Annotated in this window: 22 protein-coding genes and 1 riboswitch; of the genes, 20 read left to right on the top strand and 2 right to left on the bottom strand. The window is 46.7% G+C overall.

Going from position 1 to position 19,180, the window contains the following annotated elements; all coding sequences use genetic code 11:
- Positions 1-55: 55 nt before the first annotated feature.
- The 7 genes from spoIIR to FU659_RS26560 all read left to right on the top strand — a co-directional run bounded on the left by spoIIR (position 56) and on the right by FU659_RS26560 (position 5,869).
- Positions 56-826 (top strand): stage II sporulation protein R, encoded by a 771-nt coding sequence (gene spoIIR / locus FU659_RS26590; protein WP_147950338.1) that lies wholly within the window; start codon positions 56-58, stop codon positions 824-826.
- A gap of 30 nt (positions 827-856) precedes the next feature.
- A complete protein-coding gene (locus FU659_RS26585; RefSeq protein WP_147950337.1) occupies positions 857-1,945 on the top strand; it encodes an L-threonylcarbamoyladenylate synthase in 1,089 nt (362 codons plus the stop codon).
- A gap of 62 nt (positions 1,946-2,007) precedes the next feature.
- The gene (locus tag FU659_RS26580) at positions 2,008-2,568 is read left to right on the top strand and encodes a manganese efflux pump MntP (protein ID WP_147950336.1); all 561 of its coding nucleotides are present in this window, start codon (positions 2,008-2,010) and stop codon (positions 2,566-2,568) included.
- 89 nt (positions 2,569-2,657) lie between these two features.
- The gene (locus FU659_RS26575) at positions 2,658-3,239 is read left to right on the top strand and encodes a low molecular weight protein arginine phosphatase (RefSeq protein ID WP_147950335.1); all 582 of its coding nucleotides are present in this window, start codon (positions 2,658-2,660) and stop codon (positions 3,237-3,239) included.
- A gap of 60 nt (positions 3,240-3,299) precedes the next feature.
- Positions 3,300-3,380: riboswitch (ZMP/ZTP riboswitch) on the top strand.
- A gap of 103 nt (positions 3,381-3,483) precedes the next feature.
- Complete coding sequence (gene rpiB, locus FU659_RS26570) at positions 3,484-3,942, top strand: ribose 5-phosphate isomerase B (protein WP_147950334.1); 459 nt, start codon at positions 3,484-3,486, stop codon at positions 3,940-3,942.
- Between the two features lie 18 nt (positions 3,943-3,960).
- Entirely contained in the window at positions 3,961-4,566 is a 606-nt protein-coding gene (locus FU659_RS26565) for a TIGR01440 family protein (protein ID WP_147950333.1), read from the top strand.
- Positions 4,567-4,618: 52 nt separating this feature from the next.
- Entirely contained in the window at positions 4,619-5,869 is a 1,251-nt protein-coding gene (locus tag FU659_RS26560; protein WP_147950332.1) for a serine hydroxymethyltransferase, read from the top strand.
- A 52-nt stretch (positions 5,870-5,921) separates the two neighbouring features.
- On the opposite strand, the gene FU659_RS26555 is transcribed toward FU659_RS26560, so the two are convergent.
- The gene (locus FU659_RS26555) at positions 5,922-7,193 is read right to left on the bottom strand and encodes an MFS transporter (RefSeq protein WP_147950331.1); all 1,272 of its coding nucleotides are present in this window, start codon (positions 7,191-7,193) and stop codon (positions 5,922-5,924) included.
- Positions 7,194-7,346: 153 nt separating this feature from the next.
- Between FU659_RS26555 and FU659_RS26550 the strand changes: the two genes are divergently transcribed.
- From FU659_RS26550 to FU659_RS26490, 13 genes are all read left to right on the top strand, one after another.
- Positions 7,347-9,200, top strand: coding sequence for an ABC transporter substrate-binding protein (locus tag FU659_RS26550; protein ID WP_147950330.1), 1,854 nt, complete (start codon positions 7,347-7,349; stop codon positions 9,198-9,200).
- A gap of 197 nt (positions 9,201-9,397) precedes the next feature.
- A complete protein-coding gene (gene upp, locus FU659_RS26545) occupies positions 9,398-10,027 on the top strand; it encodes a uracil phosphoribosyltransferase (RefSeq protein WP_147950329.1) in 630 nt (209 codons plus the stop codon).
- Between the two features lie 92 nt (positions 10,028-10,119).
- Positions 10,120-11,256: a non-hydrolyzing UDP-N-acetylglucosamine 2-epimerase gene (gene wecB / locus FU659_RS26540; protein ID WP_147950328.1), complete on the top strand. Its 1,137-nt coding sequence runs from the start codon at positions 10,120-10,122 to the stop codon at positions 11,254-11,256.
- A gap of 222 nt (positions 11,257-11,478) precedes the next feature.
- Positions 11,479-11,700 carry an AtpZ/AtpI family protein gene (locus FU659_RS26535; RefSeq protein WP_147950327.1) on the top strand — a complete coding sequence of 74 codons (222 nt, stop codon included), beginning with the start codon at positions 11,479-11,481 and terminating at the stop codon, positions 11,698-11,700.
- Positions 11,697-12,080, top strand: a complete 384-nt coding sequence (locus FU659_RS26530) for an ATP synthase subunit I (RefSeq protein ID WP_261808069.1) — start codon at positions 11,697-11,699, stop codon at positions 12,078-12,080. Before FU659_RS26535 ends, FU659_RS26530 begins: the two co-directional genes overlap by 4 nt.
- Positions 12,081-12,104: 24 nt before the next feature.
- Complete coding sequence (gene atpB / locus FU659_RS26525; protein ID WP_315971361.1) at positions 12,105-12,812, top strand: F0F1 ATP synthase subunit A; 708 nt, start codon at positions 12,105-12,107, stop codon at positions 12,810-12,812.
- A 74-nt stretch (positions 12,813-12,886) separates the two neighbouring features.
- Complete coding sequence (atpE, locus tag FU659_RS26520; protein ID WP_028556930.1) at positions 12,887-13,111, top strand: F0F1 ATP synthase subunit C; 225 nt, start codon at positions 12,887-12,889, stop codon at positions 13,109-13,111.
- Between the two features lie 78 nt (positions 13,112-13,189).
- Positions 13,190-13,675, top strand: a complete 486-nt coding sequence (gene atpF, locus FU659_RS26515) for a F0F1 ATP synthase subunit B (protein ID WP_147950326.1) — start codon at positions 13,190-13,192, stop codon at positions 13,673-13,675.
- Complete coding sequence (locus FU659_RS26510) at positions 13,672-14,205, top strand: F0F1 ATP synthase subunit delta (protein ID WP_147950325.1); 534 nt, start codon at positions 13,672-13,674, stop codon at positions 14,203-14,205. The genes atpF and FU659_RS26510 overlap by 4 nt, the downstream gene beginning before the upstream one ends.
- 31 nt (positions 14,206-14,236) lie before the next feature.
- Positions 14,237-15,751 (top strand): F0F1 ATP synthase subunit alpha, encoded by a 1,515-nt coding sequence (gene atpA / locus FU659_RS26505; RefSeq protein ID WP_147950324.1) that lies wholly within the window; start codon positions 14,237-14,239, stop codon positions 15,749-15,751.
- Positions 15,752-15,879: 128 nt separating this feature from the next.
- Positions 15,880-16,737 carry an ATP synthase F1 subunit gamma gene (atpG, locus tag FU659_RS26500; protein WP_147950323.1) on the top strand — a complete coding sequence of 286 codons (858 nt, stop codon included), beginning with the start codon at positions 15,880-15,882 and terminating at the stop codon, positions 16,735-16,737.
- A 45-nt stretch (positions 16,738-16,782) separates the two neighbouring features.
- Entirely contained in the window at positions 16,783-18,180 is a 1,398-nt protein-coding gene (atpD, locus tag FU659_RS26495; protein WP_147950322.1) for a F0F1 ATP synthase subunit beta, read from the top strand.
- Positions 18,181-18,244: 64 nt separating this feature from the next.
- Entirely contained in the window at positions 18,245-18,649 is a 405-nt protein-coding gene (locus tag FU659_RS26490) for a F0F1 ATP synthase subunit epsilon (protein ID WP_147950321.1), read from the top strand.
- Positions 18,650-18,955: 306 nt separating this feature from the next.
- Here the strand turns inward: FU659_RS26490 and FU659_RS36530 are convergent.
- Positions 18,956-19,180, bottom strand: a 225-nt coding sequence (locus tag FU659_RS36530; RefSeq protein ID WP_222708651.1) for a hypothetical protein, incomplete at its 5' end; no start/stop codon positions are given.

The raw sequence follows: 19,180 nt of genomic DNA, 5'->3' as shown, positions 1-19,180 counted from the left end.
TTTCTCTTTTTGCCTATACTGCTTAGTAGAAGCAAAGGGAAAGGGGCTTTTCCTCATGGTAAAAAGATCGGAACGTCCATCTTATAAGCACTTATTTATGATCGCTTTTGCACTTATTGTTATGATCGCTTGTTGGGATTCAAACCGTACGAATGCGGCGGTTATTGCGCCTGTCATACCACAAGAATCGATTCGATTGCGGATTCTGGCAAATTCTGATTCTGCACAGGATCAAGCGTTGAAACGGGAGATTCGGGATGCTATCATTGCTCGTATGCAGGATTGGGTTGTTGGCCCTCAATCTCTAGATGAAGCTCGGGCTGTGGTCAATGTGCATTTGGCAGAGTTCGACGTTCTCGTCGGGCAAATGATTGAAGCACGTGGTTACAGCTATTCACACACTGTCGAGCTAGGGAAGGTCCCTTTTCCAACGAAAATGTACGGAAATCAAGTTTATCCAGCTGGTGATTATGAAGCTTTGCGTGTAACCATCGGCAGCGGAGAAGGTCAAAACTGGTGGTGTGTCCTATTTCCTCCGCTATGCTTCGTAGATTCTTTATCCGGGGAAGCAGTGGCATCCACAGCAGCTGTTGTAGCAAAAACTGAGGGTGACGGAAAAGGTAAAGGAAATTCATCCACGGCAGAAGGCCAAAAGACTGCCGGTACGGCAAAAACAATAAGCAAAGACACGAAAGTGACTCCAACCGTTAAAGCAGGCGCACCTGCACAAGAAACGAAAGTCCTAGAAGTATCCGAAGCGAATCAGCCTGAAGTTAAATTTTTTATCTGGGAAATGATTAAGAAAATAGCAGCATGGTTTAGTTAACAATTTATCAAGGTAAGGATGAGATCGTAAGTGACCACATACTGGAACGTAGATCAGGATCTGCTGCCTGAAGGTACCGAGAGGAAGAAAGCAGTGGATTCTTCTATCGCACAAGCAGCAATTCTCCTCCAACAAGGGGAAACCGTAGCTTTCCCAACGGAGACGGTGTATGGTCTTGGAGCTGATGCCACTAGCTCGACAGCGGTGGAACGGATTTTCAGGGCAAAAGGACGCCCTTCCGACAATCCGCTCATTGTTCATATTGCGGATACTGAACAGCTTTCCGGATTAATACAACCTCTAAGCCTTACACCTGAGCATCATCAATTGATGAAAATCTTCTGGCCAGGTCCATTAACCCTTGTGCTGCCTGTTCAAACAGGCGGCATTTCGCCGTTGGTAACGGCAGGACTCTCTACGGTCGGTGTGCGTATACCCAACCATCCTATGGCTTTGCGGCTTCTTCGCTCGGCTGGCATCCCCATTGCAGCACCGAGCGCTAACAGTTCGGGTCGACCAAGCCCTACGCTTGCTTCTCATGTTAAGGATGACTTGGACGGACGTGTTGGAGGTATTTTGGATGGTGGCCCAACAGGTGTTGGAGTCGAATCCACAGTCATTCAGATCGTCAACGGTCAGCTGTATATCTTACGCCCAGGAGGCATTACATCGGAACAGCTGCGCTCAGCACTTCCACACATTACAATTCATGAGCCTGAGCGGGAAGAGATATCTGCTGTAGAAACACCGCGCGCCCCAGGGATGAAATATACGCATTACGCACCTCAAGGCTTTATGCAGATCGTTCAAGGAGGCAGGGAAGACGAAGTCTCTGCTTGGATTCAGCGAGATATTGACGCCGCCAAAGCACGAGGGGAGTCTACAGGCATTCTTACATTTGAGGAGCGTGCCTCTTGGTATCGCGCTGATCTGGTCATTGCCTGTGGGGCGCTGTCGCAACCAGAGACAATTGCTCAAGAGCTTTACGCCGCATTGAGAGAGTTCGATCAAGCAGGAATTCAATATATTGCAGCGGAGGGCTGCGAGGAGACGGGTATCGGTCTTGCCATTATGAATCGACTGCGCAAAGCTGCCGGTAATAAGCTTGTATATGTTTAGCTAGCATGATTCCCTGTTTGTCCGCATATCTTGGGATAGAAACGTGGACAGGGGGTCGCAGTATGCATGCATCATCCATTGAGCTTGGGCAACTGATTACAATAATTATTATGGCGATTGCTTTGGGTCTGGATGCCTTTTCATTAGGCATCGGTATTGGGATGAAAGGTATTCGCTTGCTCGATATTCTAAAAATCAGCCTGGTTATTGGCATATTTCACATTTTTATGCCCTTAATGGGTATGTTCATGGGACATTACGTTTCCTCTTTACTGGGCAATGTAGCGACTGCCGCTGGCGGCTGTCTGCTTATTCTTCTCGGTTCGCACATGATCTATAGTTCGATTCGTGGGGAAGAAGCGGCTTCTTTTGATCATCGTACGCTTTGGGGGTTAACTATTTTTGCGCTAAGCGTCAGTATAGATTCTTTCTCAGTGGGTGTGTCCCTGGGTATGTTCGCGACGGATATTTTGTTGACGGTGCTTGTTTTCGGATTGTTTGGCGGCTTGCTGTCTATTGCCGGCTTGCTGGTCGGCAGACACATGGGCGGCTGGATTGGGGAGTATGGCGAGGCATTCGGTGGACTTATCCTGCTCGCGTTTGGGATCAAGTTTTTACTATGATACAATAGGAATCAGAAGATTTTGCTGGGCAAAACTCAAGCTTATGCTAACGAAGTCAGCTTTCCAAAGAAAGCTGTTAGGAGGATTTCATGTTGCGAATTCTATTTGTCTGTACAGGAAATACGTGCCGTAGTCCATTAGCAGAAGGCTTGCTGCGTATGAGGGTGCATCAAGAAGGGATTGCGGCGGAGGTTCGTTCCGCGGGAGTATCAGCCGTAACGGGTGGGTCTATTTCCCGTAACAGCGCATCTCTTTTAGAAGAAGCGGGCTTTAAGGAACCAATTAGTTCGCTGGCTATTCAGGGTTCAGAAGTAAAGTGGGCAGACCTCATTTTGACGATGACGGTAGGTCACAAACGCTCTGTTATTCAACGTTATCCTGAAGCGATAGAAAAAATATTTACTTTGAAGGAATATGTGGAAGATAATTTGCAAATTCTACAGGCGACTGAGGAGAGAGAGCAGTTAGTGACGGAGCTTCAGCTGAAACAGGCTCTGACGCAACCGATCACGGCAGAAGAGAGAAGCCGTATGTTCAAGCTGGAACAAATGATCCCTGACTATGATATTTCCGATCCTTTCGGGGGCTCCATAGAGGTTTATCGACAAACGGCAGAAGAAATTAGCGTAAGTCTTGATAAATTGGTAAGAAAAATACGCAAGCTGCTATGAAAGTATGTCGGATATATCTTTACACATGACGTGGATTGCGTTAAAATAGACCTATTGATCAAGACTCAATGTAACTGGCGACGAGTGGGACTGACCACAATGGAGCATTGAGCTATACGGCCGGTCGCCTGGGCAAAAGAGCAACGCGCGTTTTCTAGCGTGTCCGCTCTTTTTTTCGTTTTCTGGTGAGCTTTGGGATATAATAGGATGGTCGAATTCGAACATGCAAAGGAGCGTTTTACTCATGAAAATTGCCTTAGGTGCGGATCATGCAGGCTATCGTTTGAAAGATGTTATCATTCCTTTTATTGAATCATTAGGTCATCAAGTCATAGATTATGGCTGCAGCTGCGCGGACTCTGTCGATTACCCTGACTATGCCCTTCAAGTTTGTGAGCAGGTTGTTGCAGGTGGTGCAGATAAAGGGATACTCATTTGTGGAACAGGCATAGGGATGTCGATCGCCGCTAATAAGGTACCTGGCATCCGCTGTGCGCTTGTCCATGACCTGTTCTCTGCCAAAGCGACGCGTGAACATAATGATACCAACGTTCTTGCGCTTGGCGAACGCGTTATTGGACCCGGTGTGGCTGAGGAAATCGTCAAAATTTGGCTTGAAACCGAGTTCTCGCAAGGTGTTCGTCATCAGAATCGGATTCATAAAGTGCAGGGGATTGAAGATCGATTCACGGTTCATCCTTAAACACAAGGAGGGTATTCTATGACGGATTCCATTCTTCAAGTTGTTGCCGAAGCTGTTGAGACGAATATGCGAGAGTTAATTGAAGTAGGCGGACTGCGACCCGGAAATATTCTTGTCATAGGCACGAGCACGAGTGAGATTATTGGGCATCGCATCGGTACGTCGGGGACGTTGGATGCGGCAAAGCCGATTTTTGAAACAGCGCTGCGGATTAGTCGTGAATATGGACTGCACCTCGCATTTCAATGTTGCGAGCACTTGAATCGCGCTCTTATTATTGAGGAAGAGCTGCTCGCTTATTCACCACTGCTTGAGACGGTATCTGCTATTCCTGTGCCGAAGGCCGGAGGTTCCATGGCTTCTTATGCGTATCGTCACTTCACGAAACCGGTTGTTGTCGAAACGATCCAGGCGCATGCTGGAATCGATATTGGCAGCACACTGATCGGGATGCATTTGCGGCGAGTAGCTGTACCCGTGAGACCTCCCGTAAGGATGATTGGTCACGCATTTGTGACGATGGCCTTCACGCGACCTAAGCTTATCGGCGGTATTAGAGCCGTGTATACAGAGGATGTCGCTGAGCAGCTATACCGGGCAGCTTCACCAGATGAGGATTGCTAGCCTTTTAACCAAGGAAATAATAAATAACTCAAACTTTTAGGAGGAATTAAACATGACTAAGTCTTTAAACAAGCAAGATCCTAAGATCGTAGAAGCTATGAATTTGGAATTGGGTCGTCAACGTGACAAAATTGAACTTATCGCATCCGAGAACATCGTGAGCGAAGCGGTTCTGGAAGCTATGGGTACTGTGCTTACGAATAAATACGCGGAAGGCTACCCAGGCAAAAGATACTATGGTGGCTGCGAATACGTAGATATCGTTGAAGATATCGCTCGTGATCGCGCGAAAGAATTGTTCGGTGCTGAGCACGCGAACGTTCAACCACACTCCGGTGCACAAGCGAACATGGCTGTATACTTGGCAGCTCTGAACCCAGGCGATACCGTGCTTGGTATGAACCTGGCACATGGCGGTCACTTAACGCATGGTAGCCCCGTGAACGCATCCGGTATTCTATACAATTTCGTAGCCTATGGCGTAAGCGAAAAAGATTTCCGCATCGACTATGACGATGTTCGCAAAGCTGCTTTCAAACACAAGCCTCGCATGCTTGTAGCTGGCGCAAGTGCATACCCGCGTACGATTGATTTCGAAGCATTAGCTTCCATCGCTAACGATGTAGGCGCCCTGTTCTTCGTTGATATGGCGCATATCGCAGGCCTTGTTGCTGCTGGCTTGCACCCGAATCCGGTGCCGCACGCTCATTTCGTAACGACAACCACACACAAAACGCTTCGTGGACCGCGTGGTGGTATGATTCTTACACGTAAAGCTTGGGCAGCAGCTATTGATAAAGCGGTATTCCCTGGTTCCCAAGGTGGTCCTTTGATGCATACGATCGCAGCGAAAGCTGTTTCTTTCGGTGAAGCTCTGCAACCGGACTTCAAAGTATACGGACAAAACGTCATCAACAACGCGCAAACATTGGCAACGGCTCTTACGGCTGAAGGCATTAACCTTGTTTCCGGCGGGACGGACAACCATTTGATGCTGATTGACTTGCGCAACTTGAACATCACAGGTAAAGACGCTGAGCACGTGCTTGACGAAATCGGTATTACAGCGAACAAAAATGCCATTCCGTTTGACCCGACTAGTCCGTTCATCACAAGCGGTATCCGTCTGGGTACACCGGCTGTAACTTCGCGTGGTATGGGTGAAGAAGCGATGAAAACGATCGCGAAAGTCATCGGTCTTACGCTTAAGAATCCAAAAGACGAAGCAACCTTGGAAAAAGCACGCGGTTTAGTGAAAGATCTGACAGCGCAGTATCCGCTTTATCCAGGTTTGACTTACTAATCTCTATATAAAAAATCAAAGCCGACTCTCAAAGAGTCGGCTTTTTTGCCTGCTAGATGGCGACTTGACGAACCTCCTCCTTTTTCTCTTTCAGACTGGGCAGTACGGAGGCGAGCATGGCAACGCCAATAAGGCCTGTCAGAAGAATGAAAAGCGCCATAACGCTGGGAGGAAGGAAACCGCCGATAATCATGTTCACACCACTGATCATCAGTGCTGCCCGACTCGCCATACTATAAAGGGCCATATAGGAGCTTCGGGCATGATCTGGAATTAGCTGTATAAGAAGTGTTTGCTTCAAAGGAACATAGGTAAGCTCACCTATTGTCGCTAGCAGCATGAGCAGCAGGAGCAGGACAGGCTGGTTGCCGAATACCAGATACGAGTAACCGATAATATTGGCCAGCATGGCCACGAGCATCACTCTTGTATCGGAATTTCCCTTGAGCAGACGTCCGACGAAAAGGGAGAGCAGAACGACGGCTAGCGTGTTCTCTGTGCGCAGGAACCCGACCAGTGGCAAACCGTCGATTGTAGCGGTAAGGCCAGGCAGCCACGGTGCATGATGGATATCCTGAGCGAGTCGGACGCCTATATAGCCGGTCATATTCATCTCAACAGAGACAATGAGGACACTGGCTATCAGATAAACGATGAATGTCCGATCACGAAGCACCTCGGCATATCGTCCGAGCATTGTAACGCGATTAGATACCTTAGCGACAATTGCATTGAAAGACTTGCTTGCTTCCGGCATCGTTTCTTTCATCAAGAGGGCTGTCACGATGAGTGAGAAGAGTGACATACCGCTTGCAGCAAGCAAGAGCTCGAACAGGTAGTCACTGAAGAAATACCCGCCGATTATAGCAGCTATAGAAATAGCTAAATTGTTGCACCAATAGCTGATGCGGTAGATGGCTTTACGTGTATCCGGCCCTGATACATCAATCAGCATGGCCTCCACGGCGGGTTTGCTGAGTCCCCATGAAGCGCTGCAGAGCATCGTCATCATGAGGGTCGTAATCGCTGAGTGCCATAGCGGAGAGTTTGCGAATGTCATCACTGTGTAGGCCAGTGTGGCCAATCCTTCTCCAAGCAGCATCATTTTCTTGCGCCCGATCCGATCCGCATAATGGCCGCCAATTGTTGCGCTAATCAAGGCTAGGCCGATAGAAATCGTCGTGGCCGTACCCGCAATTGTAGTCCCTAGCGTACGGGCAAAATAAATCGACATGAACGGAGTCACCATATTACCGAGCGTATTTGTTAGGAAACTCATTGCAATGCGCAGTCGTACATTCGGATGAAATTGAAAGAAAGTCATGTAGTATCACCTGTTTCGTAAGATCGATTAGTCGTAGTGACAACCATCATAACAAATGACTTGAACTTAAAAAGTGTACACAGAATAGGAAAACTTTCACCTTTTAATCCCGCCAAAGACTGTTGACGAAACCAGAGGGTGAACCTATACTTCATGGTAATTCGTGTAAAGGACAGTGGTTATATGCAGCTTGCTCTACAGTATGCACAGCTAAAAACATCCTTGATGCGAGTCCTCCATGTTCCTCACACGCATATGGATGTCCCCGTATCGGTGGATGAAATTGCCGGTTACTTGTATTGTTCAGAACGCAATGTGAAGATTTTGATTCGTAAGATGATAGAGATGGGATGGATTGTCTGGACGCCGGGTCGCGGACGCGGGCATCGCTCAGCCATTCGTTTTTTGGTTTCTGCCGAAGATCTGCTGCTGACAGAAGCGAAGCTGTATGTTGAACAGGGGAACTTGAACCATGCCATGAGTTTGTTTCAAATCGAAGGGCTGGATACCGGAATTGTAGATCGTTTTCTGGCTTGGTTAGGGAGTTACTTTGGATACAGAGGTATCTCTGAATCCGAAAATACGGAAACACTTCGGCTTCCGATGCAGATTAGGGTATTGACGCTTGACCCTGTGGATGTGCTTTTTTCTCGTGATCTTCATTTTATCAAGCAAGCCTTCGATACGCTGCTTACCTATGATCCTATTTGCGATTGCGTGAAACCGGGATTAGCACATGATTGGGAACATAACGAGAGTGCGACGGTTTGGACATTTTATTTACGTAAGCGAGTGAGATTCCATCATGGTCGTGAGCTAACATCAGACGATGTTGTTTTCTCGCTAAATAGATTGCGTACCTTGGGGACGGAGCATTCACCGAACCGCTGGCTGCTGGAATCCGCGAAAGAGATCCGCGCAGTGGATCGGCTTACCGTTAGAATCGAGTTGGCAGGGCCCAATTACATGCTTCCTCGTTATGTTAGCTCTTACCAGGCAGCGATTGTACCTGCTGATGTTTACAGCGCTAATCAGGTGAGTGATACAAGCATGCTTCCTGTTGGAACAGGTCCGTTTCGGATTACGCGGCATGATGCAGGAGGGGTAACATTAGAAGCATTCGAGGATTACTACAAGGAGTGTGCCCACCTGGATCGTATCGAACTCCTGTATGTTCCGGATATAGTGAGCGAGCCAAGATGGCAGCAGCTAAACTTCCAAATGGGCAAGCTCAATCATTATAAACAACCTGCGCCTGCGCATTGGTATAGAAAAGAAATTATGATGTTAGGCTCCAGCATGCTGGTTTTTAATTTAAGAAAAAATGGACCGCAACAAGAAATTGAGTTTCGACAAGCTCTCCAGCTTGTCCTGAACCGAAGTGGCTTGATTAAAGAGCTGGGACTGTATAATGCCATCCCTGCAGCAGACTTCTTACCATCCCAGACCGCGACTGTACAGCAGGAAGACCATCAGCCTGAAAGAGCTAGAGAACTGTTAAGACGGTGCCGTTACGATGGCCGACCGATAACGATAGCTTTCACTCAGAAAAACCGTGCTATTGCAGAATGGGTTCAAGCAGGCTGTTTGGCTGTTGGCATTGCAGTTGAGCAGACGATGTATACGTTTGAGGAAATGTCGCGAGTTTCCATGATGGCAAGTGCAGACGTTATCGTAAGCGGCGTCGTTGCAGATGACGATGAGGCACGCTGTCTCATTGAGATGTACAAGGTAGGCAATTTGCCCGTACGCGTATACGCAACAGATGAGCAGCGAAGAATCTTTGATGAGTCAATAGCTTCCATTGAAGCTGAGCCTGATAGTGAGGTGCGTTTGCAGCGTATCCGTTCAATGCAGGAGTTATTATTGCAAAACCACTCAGTCTCATTTCTTTTGCATACGACGCAGCAATTGATTTACAGTCCTCATCTTCAAGGTATTGCTTTCAATACACTGGGATGGTTTGATTTCAAAAGTATCTGGTTTCGCCCGGAACTTATCGTTTAATTAAAAAAGAGTTAAGCTGAAGCCGTTCGGGATAGGATCCCGGCGGTTTTTTTCATAAATAACAGGATATTCATGGGTGCATTGGTTTTTCGGAGGATAAGTTGGATAACATATGATATAATGGACGAGGTTTGTCGTACGATGACGTTAATTTTTGCAAATTACATAGAAACTAGGGACTATTTTAGGAGGAAATTATGGGAAAGTTATTTATTTGCGATCATCCACTTATTCAACATAAGCTTACTTATATTCGGGATGAGAATACGAAAACCAAAGATTTTCGGGAGCTCGTTGACGAAGTTGCTACGTTAATGGTCTATGAGATTACGAGAAACCTTCCTCTTGAGCAAGTTCAAGTGAAGACGCCTGTGACAACGGCTGATTGCCGCATTATTTCAGGTAGAATGTTGGGCCTTATTCCGATTTTGCGCGCAGGTCTTGGCATGGTTGATGGTGTGTTGAAGTTAATGCCTGCCGCCAAAGTAGGCCATGTTGGTCTGTATCGCGATCCGGATACACTGCAGCCGGTTGAGTATTACGTGAAGCTGCCGACAGATGTATTGGAGAGGGAGTTGATTGTCATTGACCCAATGCTGGCAACAGGCGGATCTGCGAATGCAGCCATTGAAGTGCTGAAGCGCAGAGGCTGCACACAAATGAAGCTTATGTGTTTAATTGCTGCACCGGAAGGCATTAAAGCTGTGCAACAAGAGCATCCTGACGTCGATATATACGTAGCTGCCGTGGATGATTATTTGAACGATCACGGTTACATTGTACCTGGTCTTGGAGATGCGGGAGACCGTCTGTTTGGAACCAAATAGTTGATTGACGAAGATCGCTTTCCGTTGGAAAGCCTAGTCCATGCTTACGAAGTTAGCTTTCCTACGGAAAGCTCTAGGGGGAGAAGAAACCGATGAAACGACTGAAAGTCATTACGATCTTTGGGACGAGACCCGAAGCCATCAAGATGGCTCCACTTATTTTGGAGCTTCAGAAGCACCCTGAGCATATCGAATCTCTTGTATGTGTTACAGCGCAGCATCGTCAAATGCTTGACCAAGTGCTTGATATTTTTAAAATTACACCTGACTTTGATTTGAACGTTATGAAAGACCGTCAAACCTTAAATGAAATTACAACCCGGGTTCTGCAAGGCTTGGAGCCAGTCTTTCAGGAAGCAAAGCCAGATCTCATCCTCGTGCACGGTGATACGCTGACTACGTTCTTAGCCAGCTATGCGGCATTTATGCAGCAAATCCAGGTAGGTCATGTTGAAGCAGGCCTTCGCACATGGAATAAGATGTCTCCTTACCCGGAAGAAATGAATCGTCAATTGACTGGGGTGCTTGCTGATTTGCATTTTGCTCCGACTGAACAATCTGCTGATAACTTACGCAAAGAAAACAAGCCGGAATCCCGCATCTATGTGACGGGAAATACAGTGACCGATGTGTTCCAGTATACGGTACAACAAGAGTTCAATCATCCTGTGCTGGAGTGGGCTGCGGGCCGCAAGCTTATTTTGATGACAGCGCATCGTCGTGAAGCGCAAGGTGAGCCGCATCGCCAAATTTTCCGTGCGGTTCGTCGCATTGCTGATGAATTCGAAGATATCGCAATTGTATATCCAGTGCATCCAAGTCCAGCGGTGAAAGAGCCTGCTTATGAAATATTGGGAAATCATCCTCGCATCAAGCTGGTAGAGCCTTTCGATGTATTTGAATTCCATAACTTTTATCCGCATGCGCATATGATCTTGACAGACTCCGGTGGTCTTCAAGAAGAAGCCCCATCATTTGGTGTACCTGTTCTGGTACTGCGTGATACAACGGAGCGTCCGGAAGGCATCGAAGCGGGAACATTGGAGCTTGTCGGTACGAATGAGGAAACCGTTTATACGCGAGCTCGCGCACTGCTAACCAATCCAGATTTATACAACAAAATGAGCCAAGCAGCTAATCCATATGGCGACGGTAAAGCATCCCAACGCATCGTTCAAGCCATTCTCCATCACTTCGACAAGAGCTCTGAACGTCCGGAGTCATTCTAACCGTGACAAAATCATGACAAACGCTACAGCGTACAGTTCGACTGTTCGGTTTGAAAATTGGCAAACCCTTGGGGCGCAAGGCTCTGAGGGATTTTGTCAAAGCAAACATTGGAAGTTCATTCAATTGACAAACCTTGCATGGCTTCGATACAATGAATGAGGATTCGTAGCTTATGTTTACGAAGCGGGTTTTCCCATGCGGAAAACGTTCAGGAGGATGCGATGAAACGGCCAGATCCCAATGATAATCCGTGGCGAGCAGTAGCGTTAACTAGTGCAATTGGTATTGACCTTGTTGTATGTTTAGTAGCCGGTTATTTCTTCGGTGAATGGTTGAGTCAAACACTAGGAGGACAGCTCTGGTTACTTGGCGGGTTCTTGCTCGGGCTTGTAACCGGAATCATTAGCATTTACTTCATGATAAAGCAGTACGGAGGGCTATGATGGACGACTTTTCAGCCACTCTGAAAACGGTTCAAAATGTATTTCTTTTCTTTTTATCCTTTTGTTTGGCTGCATGGGCGCTTCTTGTCGATTACAGGATTTACTTTGCTGGCATTATGCTTGGTTCTTTAGCCAGTATGATTAATGCAAGGTTTCTTGCCTGGAAAATTAACAAGTTGGCAGCAGCTGCGATAGAGCAAAGCGGCCGCAAGGTAACGCTAGGGTTTCTGACGAGGGCAGCAATAGCTGGTTTTGTCGGATTGGTTGCCGTCCGATATCCAGAACACATCGCGCTAACCACGACGATCATTGGATACTTTTTTGCTCAATTGGCAACACTCGTACTGGGTATTCTTTCTATTAGGAAATCTAAGAAGTAATTCCATTCGATGAAAGGGGTGAAAATGGAAAACATGGAACATCACGTACCAGAATTTGAGTGGTTAGGCTTTACTTTCGATGCATCCGCACTCATGATGATCGGAATTACCACACTTATTGTGCTTATCCTTGCCATCGCAGGAGCCAGCCGAGCATCCGTAACGAATCCTTCGAAATTGCAGAACTTCATGGAATGGACAATTGAGTTTGTAGAAGGCATTATCGGAAGTACGATTGGATCTAAGCACGGTAAAGGTTTTATCGCACTAGGTCTTACGCTCATTATGTACATCTTTATCGGCAACATGCTTGGTCTCCCCTTCTCGATTGTGACAACAGATCACGTCTCATGGTGGAAATCGCCAACAGCTGATATTGCAGTTACAGGAGCACTTACGGTTATCGTAATTGTGTTAAGTCACTATTTAGGGATTACTCGCAATACGAAGCATTATTTTGCACATTATTTTGAGTTCAAAGGGGCAATGTTGATCCTTCATTTAATTGAAGTTGTATCAAAGCCGCTTACGCTCGCTTTCCGTCTTTACGGTAACATTTATGCTGGTGAAATTATGATATCTGTCATTGTTGGAGCAGGTTGGTTCGGTATCGCGCCTCTCTTTGTTTGGCAGGGCTTCAGTGTGTTCGTAGGTGCAATTCAGGCTTTCGTATTCACGATGTTAACAATGGTTTATATCTCGCAAACATTGATTCACGAAGAGCAGCATTAGAAGTAAGACTTACCTCGGGAAGTCTCGAGTCACTTATACAACAAAACTTAAGAGTTTAAGGGAGGATTTTATCAATGGGAGCAATAGCATTAGTAGCAGCAGGTATCGTATTCGGTTTAGGAGCACTAGGTGCAGGTATTGGTAACGGTTTGATCGTAGGTCGCGCTTTGGAAGGTATTTCCCGTCAACCAGAACTTCGTGGTACGCTTCAAACAACGATGTTTATCGGGGTAGGTCTGGTAGAGGCAATGCCGGTCGTTGCATTGGTTCTTGCGTTCATCTTTATGGGGAAAGCTTAAGAAACCGTTTGGCGGGGATGGCCTTAGTTGCCACCACGCCTTCGTTTTGCCCATGTTATCAGAAGGGAGTGACGTTACTTGGATATTCAATGGTCCACATTTTGGATTCAACTCATCGCGTTCTTAATTTTATATTTGCTGCTTTCCAAATTTGCGTTCGGTCCTCTGTTCGGCATGATGGAGAAACGCAGACAGTTGGTTAAAGACCAAATTGCAACGGCAGAAAATAGCCGTAAACAAGCTGAATTACTGTTAGAGGAACAAAAACAAGCGCTGCAACAAACTCGTAAGGAAGCTTACGACATCATCGAGCAAGCGAAACAAACGGGCTCCAAACAAGCTGATGATATTGTTCACGCTGCACAGGCAGAATCCGCTCGTCTGAAAGACGAAGCGATTAAAGATATCGAGAATGAGAAGAACAAAGCGGTTGCCGCTCTTCGCAGCCAAGTGGGTGCGATGTCTGTTCTGATTGCTTCGAAAATTATTGAAAAGCAAATTGACGAAAAGTCACAGGAAGAACTGGTTGAGCATTACCTCAAAGAGGTAGGAGGCAACGTATGAGTGACATCGTCGTAGCGAAGCGTTATGCCAGAGCTCTATTTGAAGTAGCGAGGGATAAAGGTATCATATCTCAAGTTGAAGAAGAGCTAAAATCTGTAGCTAGTGCGATTAGGGACAATGCAGACTTGCAGAAGTTCCTGAACCATCCGAACATCGGGATTTCCGTCAAAACGGACCTGCTCAAGCAGATTTTTGAAGGCAAAGTTTCCGAACCGGTGTGGAACACGCTGCTAGTCTTGATTGATAAAGGAAGACAATCGATTCTTTCAGCCTTGGTAAGCGACTTTGTCAAAGTTGCTAATGAAGCACTTGGACAGGCGAATGCGATCGTATACTCTGCATTCGTATTAACGGAAGCTCAGCAAGCCGAAATTGCTTCACATTTCAGTAAAGTTACAGGTAAAACGATTCGTATTACGAATGAGGTTGAGCCTAAGCTGCTCGGCGGCGTTCAAGTACGCATCGGTGATCGTTTATATGATGGAAGCTTGGCCGGCAAGTTGGATCGTTTATCCAAAGCGTTAGTTTAAACAAGCACTGTAAGAATAGGGGTGAAGTTCGTTGAGTATCAAACCGGAAGAAATCAGTTCATTGATTAAACAACAGATTGAAAACTATAATTCCGATATCCAAGTGGTTGATGTAGGTACAGTCATTCAAGTTGGTGATGGTATCGCTCGTGCTCACGGCTTGGAAAGCGTAATGGCAGGCGAGCTGCTTGAGTTTCCAAGTGGCGTTCTGGGCTACGCGTTTAACCTGGAAGAAAGCAACGTAGGTATCGTTATTCTCGGACCTTACAAAGATATTCGTGAAGGCGACCAAGTAAAACGTACGGGCCGCATCATGGAAATTCCTGTAGGCGACGCACTTCTCGGCCGTGTTGTTAACCCACTGGGTCAACCAGTCGATGGTAGAGGTCCTATTGAAACAACTGGATTCCGTCCAATCGAATCCCCAGCTCCAGGCGTTATGGCCCGTAAATCGGTACATGAGCCTATGCAAACAGGGATCAAAGCGATTGACGCGATGGTACCAGTTGGCCGTGGACAACGTGAGTTGCTCATCGGTGACCGCCAAACAGGTAAAACAGCGATCGCAATCGATGCGATCATCAACCAAAAAGGCAACGGCGTTAAATGTATCTACGTTGCTATCGGTCAAAAGCAATCCACTGTCGTAGGTGTTGTTGAAACACTTCGTCATGCTGGTGCTTTGGACTACACAATCGTTGTAACAGCTTCTGCTTCTGAGCCTTCACCAATGCTATGGTTGGCTCCATACGCAGGTTGTGCAATGGGTGAGTACTTCATGTACAAAGGCGAGCACGTGTTGATCGTCTATGATGACTTGTCCAAACAAGCAGCTGCTTACCGTGAGTTGTCCCTCTTGCTTCGTCGTCCACCGGGTCGTGAAGCTTATCCAGGGGATGTTTTCTACTTGCACTCCCGTCTTCTAGAGCGTGCTGCGAAATTGAATGATGAGCTAGGTGGCGGTTCCATGACGGCACTTCCTTTCATTGAAACACAAGCAGGCGATATCTCGGCATACATTCCTACGAACGTAATTTCGATTACGGACGGACAAATCTTCTTAGAATCCGACTTGTTCTACTCCGGTCAGCGTCCAGCGGTTAACGTTGGTAACTCTGTATCCCGTGTAGGGGGATCTGCACAAACGAAAGCGATGAAAAAAGTTGCCGGTACACTTCGTGTTGACTTGGCACAATATCGTGAGCTTGCTGCATTTGCTGCATTCGGATCTGACTTGGATAAAGCTACTCAATCGCGTTTGGACCGTGGTGTTCGTACGCTTGAAATTTTGAAACAAGGTGTTCACCTACCGATGTCTTTGGAAAAGCAAGTTGCTTCCCTTTACACGGTTGTTAAAGGGCATGTGGATGATCTTCCTGTTCAAGACGTAACGCGTTTTGAAGGTCAATTCTTGGCTTACTTGGAATCGAACCGTCCAGAAATTCTACACAGCATTCGTGATACGAAAGACATCACTCCGGATAACGATAAAGCGCTAGTAGAAGCAATTGTTCAATTCAAAAAGAGCTTCGCAGCTTCTGTATAAATCATGATGGCAGAGCTTCATGTTGAAGTGAAGCTCTACCTACCGTGTTAATCCTGGGCAGGCTGATCGCCTGAATTCAGGTCTTCGAATGAAGGCTTTTCTAAGCCTCAAAAGAGAGGTGAGCAGGTATGGCAAAAGGAATGCGCGAGATTAAGCGCCAAATCAAGTCCACACAAAACACGAAGCAAATTACGAGAGCGATGGAAATGGTCTCTGCAGCAAACTTGAGGAGAGCACAACGTTCTGCGGAAGCAGCGCGTCCGTACTCCGATAAGCTGAAGGAAGTCGTTCAAAGCATTGCGGCTGGAAGCAAAGGTGTGAAACATCCGATGTTGCAGACACGCGAAGTGAAGAAGACTGGCTATTTAGTAATCACCTCGGATCGTGGATTGGCTGGAGGCTACAACGCTAACGTGTTGCGGAAGGTCATGACCGAGATTCGTGAAAACCATAAATCGACAGCTGAATATTCGATTTTTGTAATCGGACGTAAAGGTAGCAACTTCTTCCGCAAACGCAACATGCCGGTTGTAGAAGAAGTAACAGGTGTTCCGGATTCACCGAAATTCGCGGATATTAAACCCGTTGCTACTGCAGCAGTGAAAAACTTCGAGAACGGTACGTACGACCAGTTGTTCTTGGTATACAACCAATTCAAAAATGCGATTACCCAAATTCCAACCATGATCCGCCTGCTTCCTATGGAAGAAGTAACTGGCGTGGCTGCTGCTAGCTATGAGTATGAGCCGTCACCAGAAGGCGTACTGGAAGTATTGCTACCTAAATATGCTGAAACGCTTATTTACAGTGCTGTATTGGAAGGTAAAGCAAGTGAGTTCGGTGCGAGAATGACCGCGATGAATTCCGCTACGAAGAATGCAACGAAGATGATCAGCGGCTACACATTAGCTTATAACCGTGCGCGTCAAGCCTCGATTACCCAGGAAATATCGGAGATCGTTGCTGGAGCGAACGCGAACGCATGATATTAAAGCCTTTACGGAGGCACAGCTTTTTTTAGGAGGGAAACCATGAGCAAAGGGCGCGTTGTAACAATTACAGGGCCTGTCGTCGACATTGAGTTCGAACGCGGACAACTCCCTGAAATTTTGAATGCAATCAAGATCGAAAGAAATGATAACGGCGTAGTATCCACGATGACGGTTGAAGCAGCTGTTCACCTTGGTGACAACCTGGTTCGTTGTATCGCAATGTCCTCAACTGACGGACTTGTGCGTGGAGCCGTAGCTGAAGATACAAAAGCGGCTATTACCGTTCCGGTTGGAGCAGCAACATTAGGTCGTGTGTTCAATGTATTGGGAGAGCCAATCGATGGTATCGAAGGCGTAGACCGTACGTTTACAAGCGGTATTCACAAAGAAGCTCCAGCTTTCGACAACTTGTCGACAAAAGCTGAGATTCTTGAAACAGGAATTAAAGTTATTGACCTTATGGCTCCTTATGTTAAGGGTGGTAAAATCGGTCTCTTCGGCGGCGCGGGTGTAGGTAAAACCGTAACAATGCAAGAGTTGATCCACAACATTGCACAGGAGCATGGCGGTATCTCCGTTTTCGCAGGCGTTGGTGAGCGTACTCGTGAAGGTAATGACCTTTACCACGAGATGAAAGACTCCGGCGTTATCGCAAAAACAGCGATGGTATTCGGTCAAATGAACGAGCCTCCAGGCGCGCGTCTTCGCGTAGCTTTGTCCGGTTTGACAATGGCTGAGTATTTCCGTGATGAAGAAGGTAAAGACGTTCTACTTTTCATCGATAACATCTTCCGCTTTACACAAGCAGGTTCTGAGGTTTCCGCATTGCTGGGTCGTATGCCATCAGCAGTAGGTTACCAACCAACTCTGGCAACAGAGATGGGTCAATTACAAGAGCGTATTACGTCCACGAAAAAAGGTTCTGTTACTTCCATTCAAGCGATTTACGTTCCTGCCGATGACTATACGGATCCGGCTCCAGCAACGGCTTTCGCTCACTTGGACGCAACAACGAACTTGGAGCGTAGTATTGCAGCAGCAGGTATTTTCCCTGCGGTAGATCCACTTGCTTCTTCTTCCCGTATCTTGACGCCAGAAACACTTGGCGAAGATCACTATAGAACAGCACAAGGCGTTAAACAAATTCTTCAACGTTACAAAGAGCTTCTGGATATTATCGCGATCTTGGGTATGGATGAGTTGTCCGATGAGGACAAATTGACTGTACACCGTGCGCGTCGTCTTCGCTTGTTCTTGTCTCAGCCGCTTCACGTTGCTGAGCCGTTCAACGGTTTCCCAGGTCTTTATGTACCATTGAAAGAAACTGTGCGCAGCTTCAAAGAAATCCTTGAAGGTAAGCACGACAACCTTCCTGAAGTGGCTTTCCACAACGTGGGCACAATCGAGGACGCTATCGAGAAAGCAAAAACGCTGTAAGTTAGTTAGGCCTATGCTTACGGAGTAAGTTTTGCTCAAAGCAAAACTCTTAGGAGGGATTCAGGTGAGTACATTCCTACTGGAAATTGTTACCCCTGAGCGCAAAGTGTACGCTGAACAAGCAAGCATGGTCGTTGCGAAGGGTGTCGAAGGAGAGCTTGGCATTTTGCCAAACCACATTCCACTGGTCACTCCTCTTAAAATCGGTTCCATTACGGTGAAGAAACAAGGCTCCAAGGATGAAATCATCGCAGTGAACGGCGGATTTATGGAAGTGCGTAAGGATAAAGTGGTTATTTTGGCGGAAAGCGCTGAGTTACCTGAACAAATTGATGTTGATCGTGCGAAGGCAGCAAAGGAACGCGCACAGAAACGCCTTGCGGATACAAAGCAAGAACACGTTGACTTCAAACGTGCTGAACTAGCGTTGCAAAGAGCACTTAATCGGATCAATGTGTCCGGTAAATAAAATAGTTACATGTAGAGCGTAGGAGCTTTGGTTCCTACGCTTTTTTTAAAAGGATTTATATGTTTGGTTTGGGTTAAGCGGAAGCTTAACCCTTACTTCGTTTTTTTGGTGAAAATGTGGAGTCAAGCCTACTTGAGATGGTGTTTGGCGATGAACGTAATCATTCGGATGCGTTTGTTAATAATCATAAGGAACATATAAGGCCAAACGTTCTCAAGGAAGTATCAAGATTGAAGCGCTCCTGGAGCGCTAGTAATTGCTCGCACGTCCAATGGAACGGGTTTACCACTTAGTCAGTGAAGGATGTCATGACCTACGAAGCAGAGTCCCACACGGAAATGGCTCCGCTAACGGTATGTCTAGAAAGATAACACTGTTATTCAGTGTTACAGCAGTCAGTCCAAGCAACAACTCCACTTTAACGCTGATAAAGAGACAGTCTATTAACTGTGGATAATGAAGAGGGGATACTCTCGCTGAGAAGATTTCGGCAATTAACTGGATAAATAAGGATGTTATATGGGCGGGAGT

Source organism: Paenibacillus sp. N3.4 (assembly GCF_008017805.1).
Taxonomy (GTDB): Bacteria; Bacillota; Bacilli; order Paenibacillales; family NBRC-103111; genus Paenibacillus_E.
The sequence above is the reverse complement of the archived record's forward strand: the minus strand, read 5'-3'. Positions and strand labels throughout refer to the sequence as shown.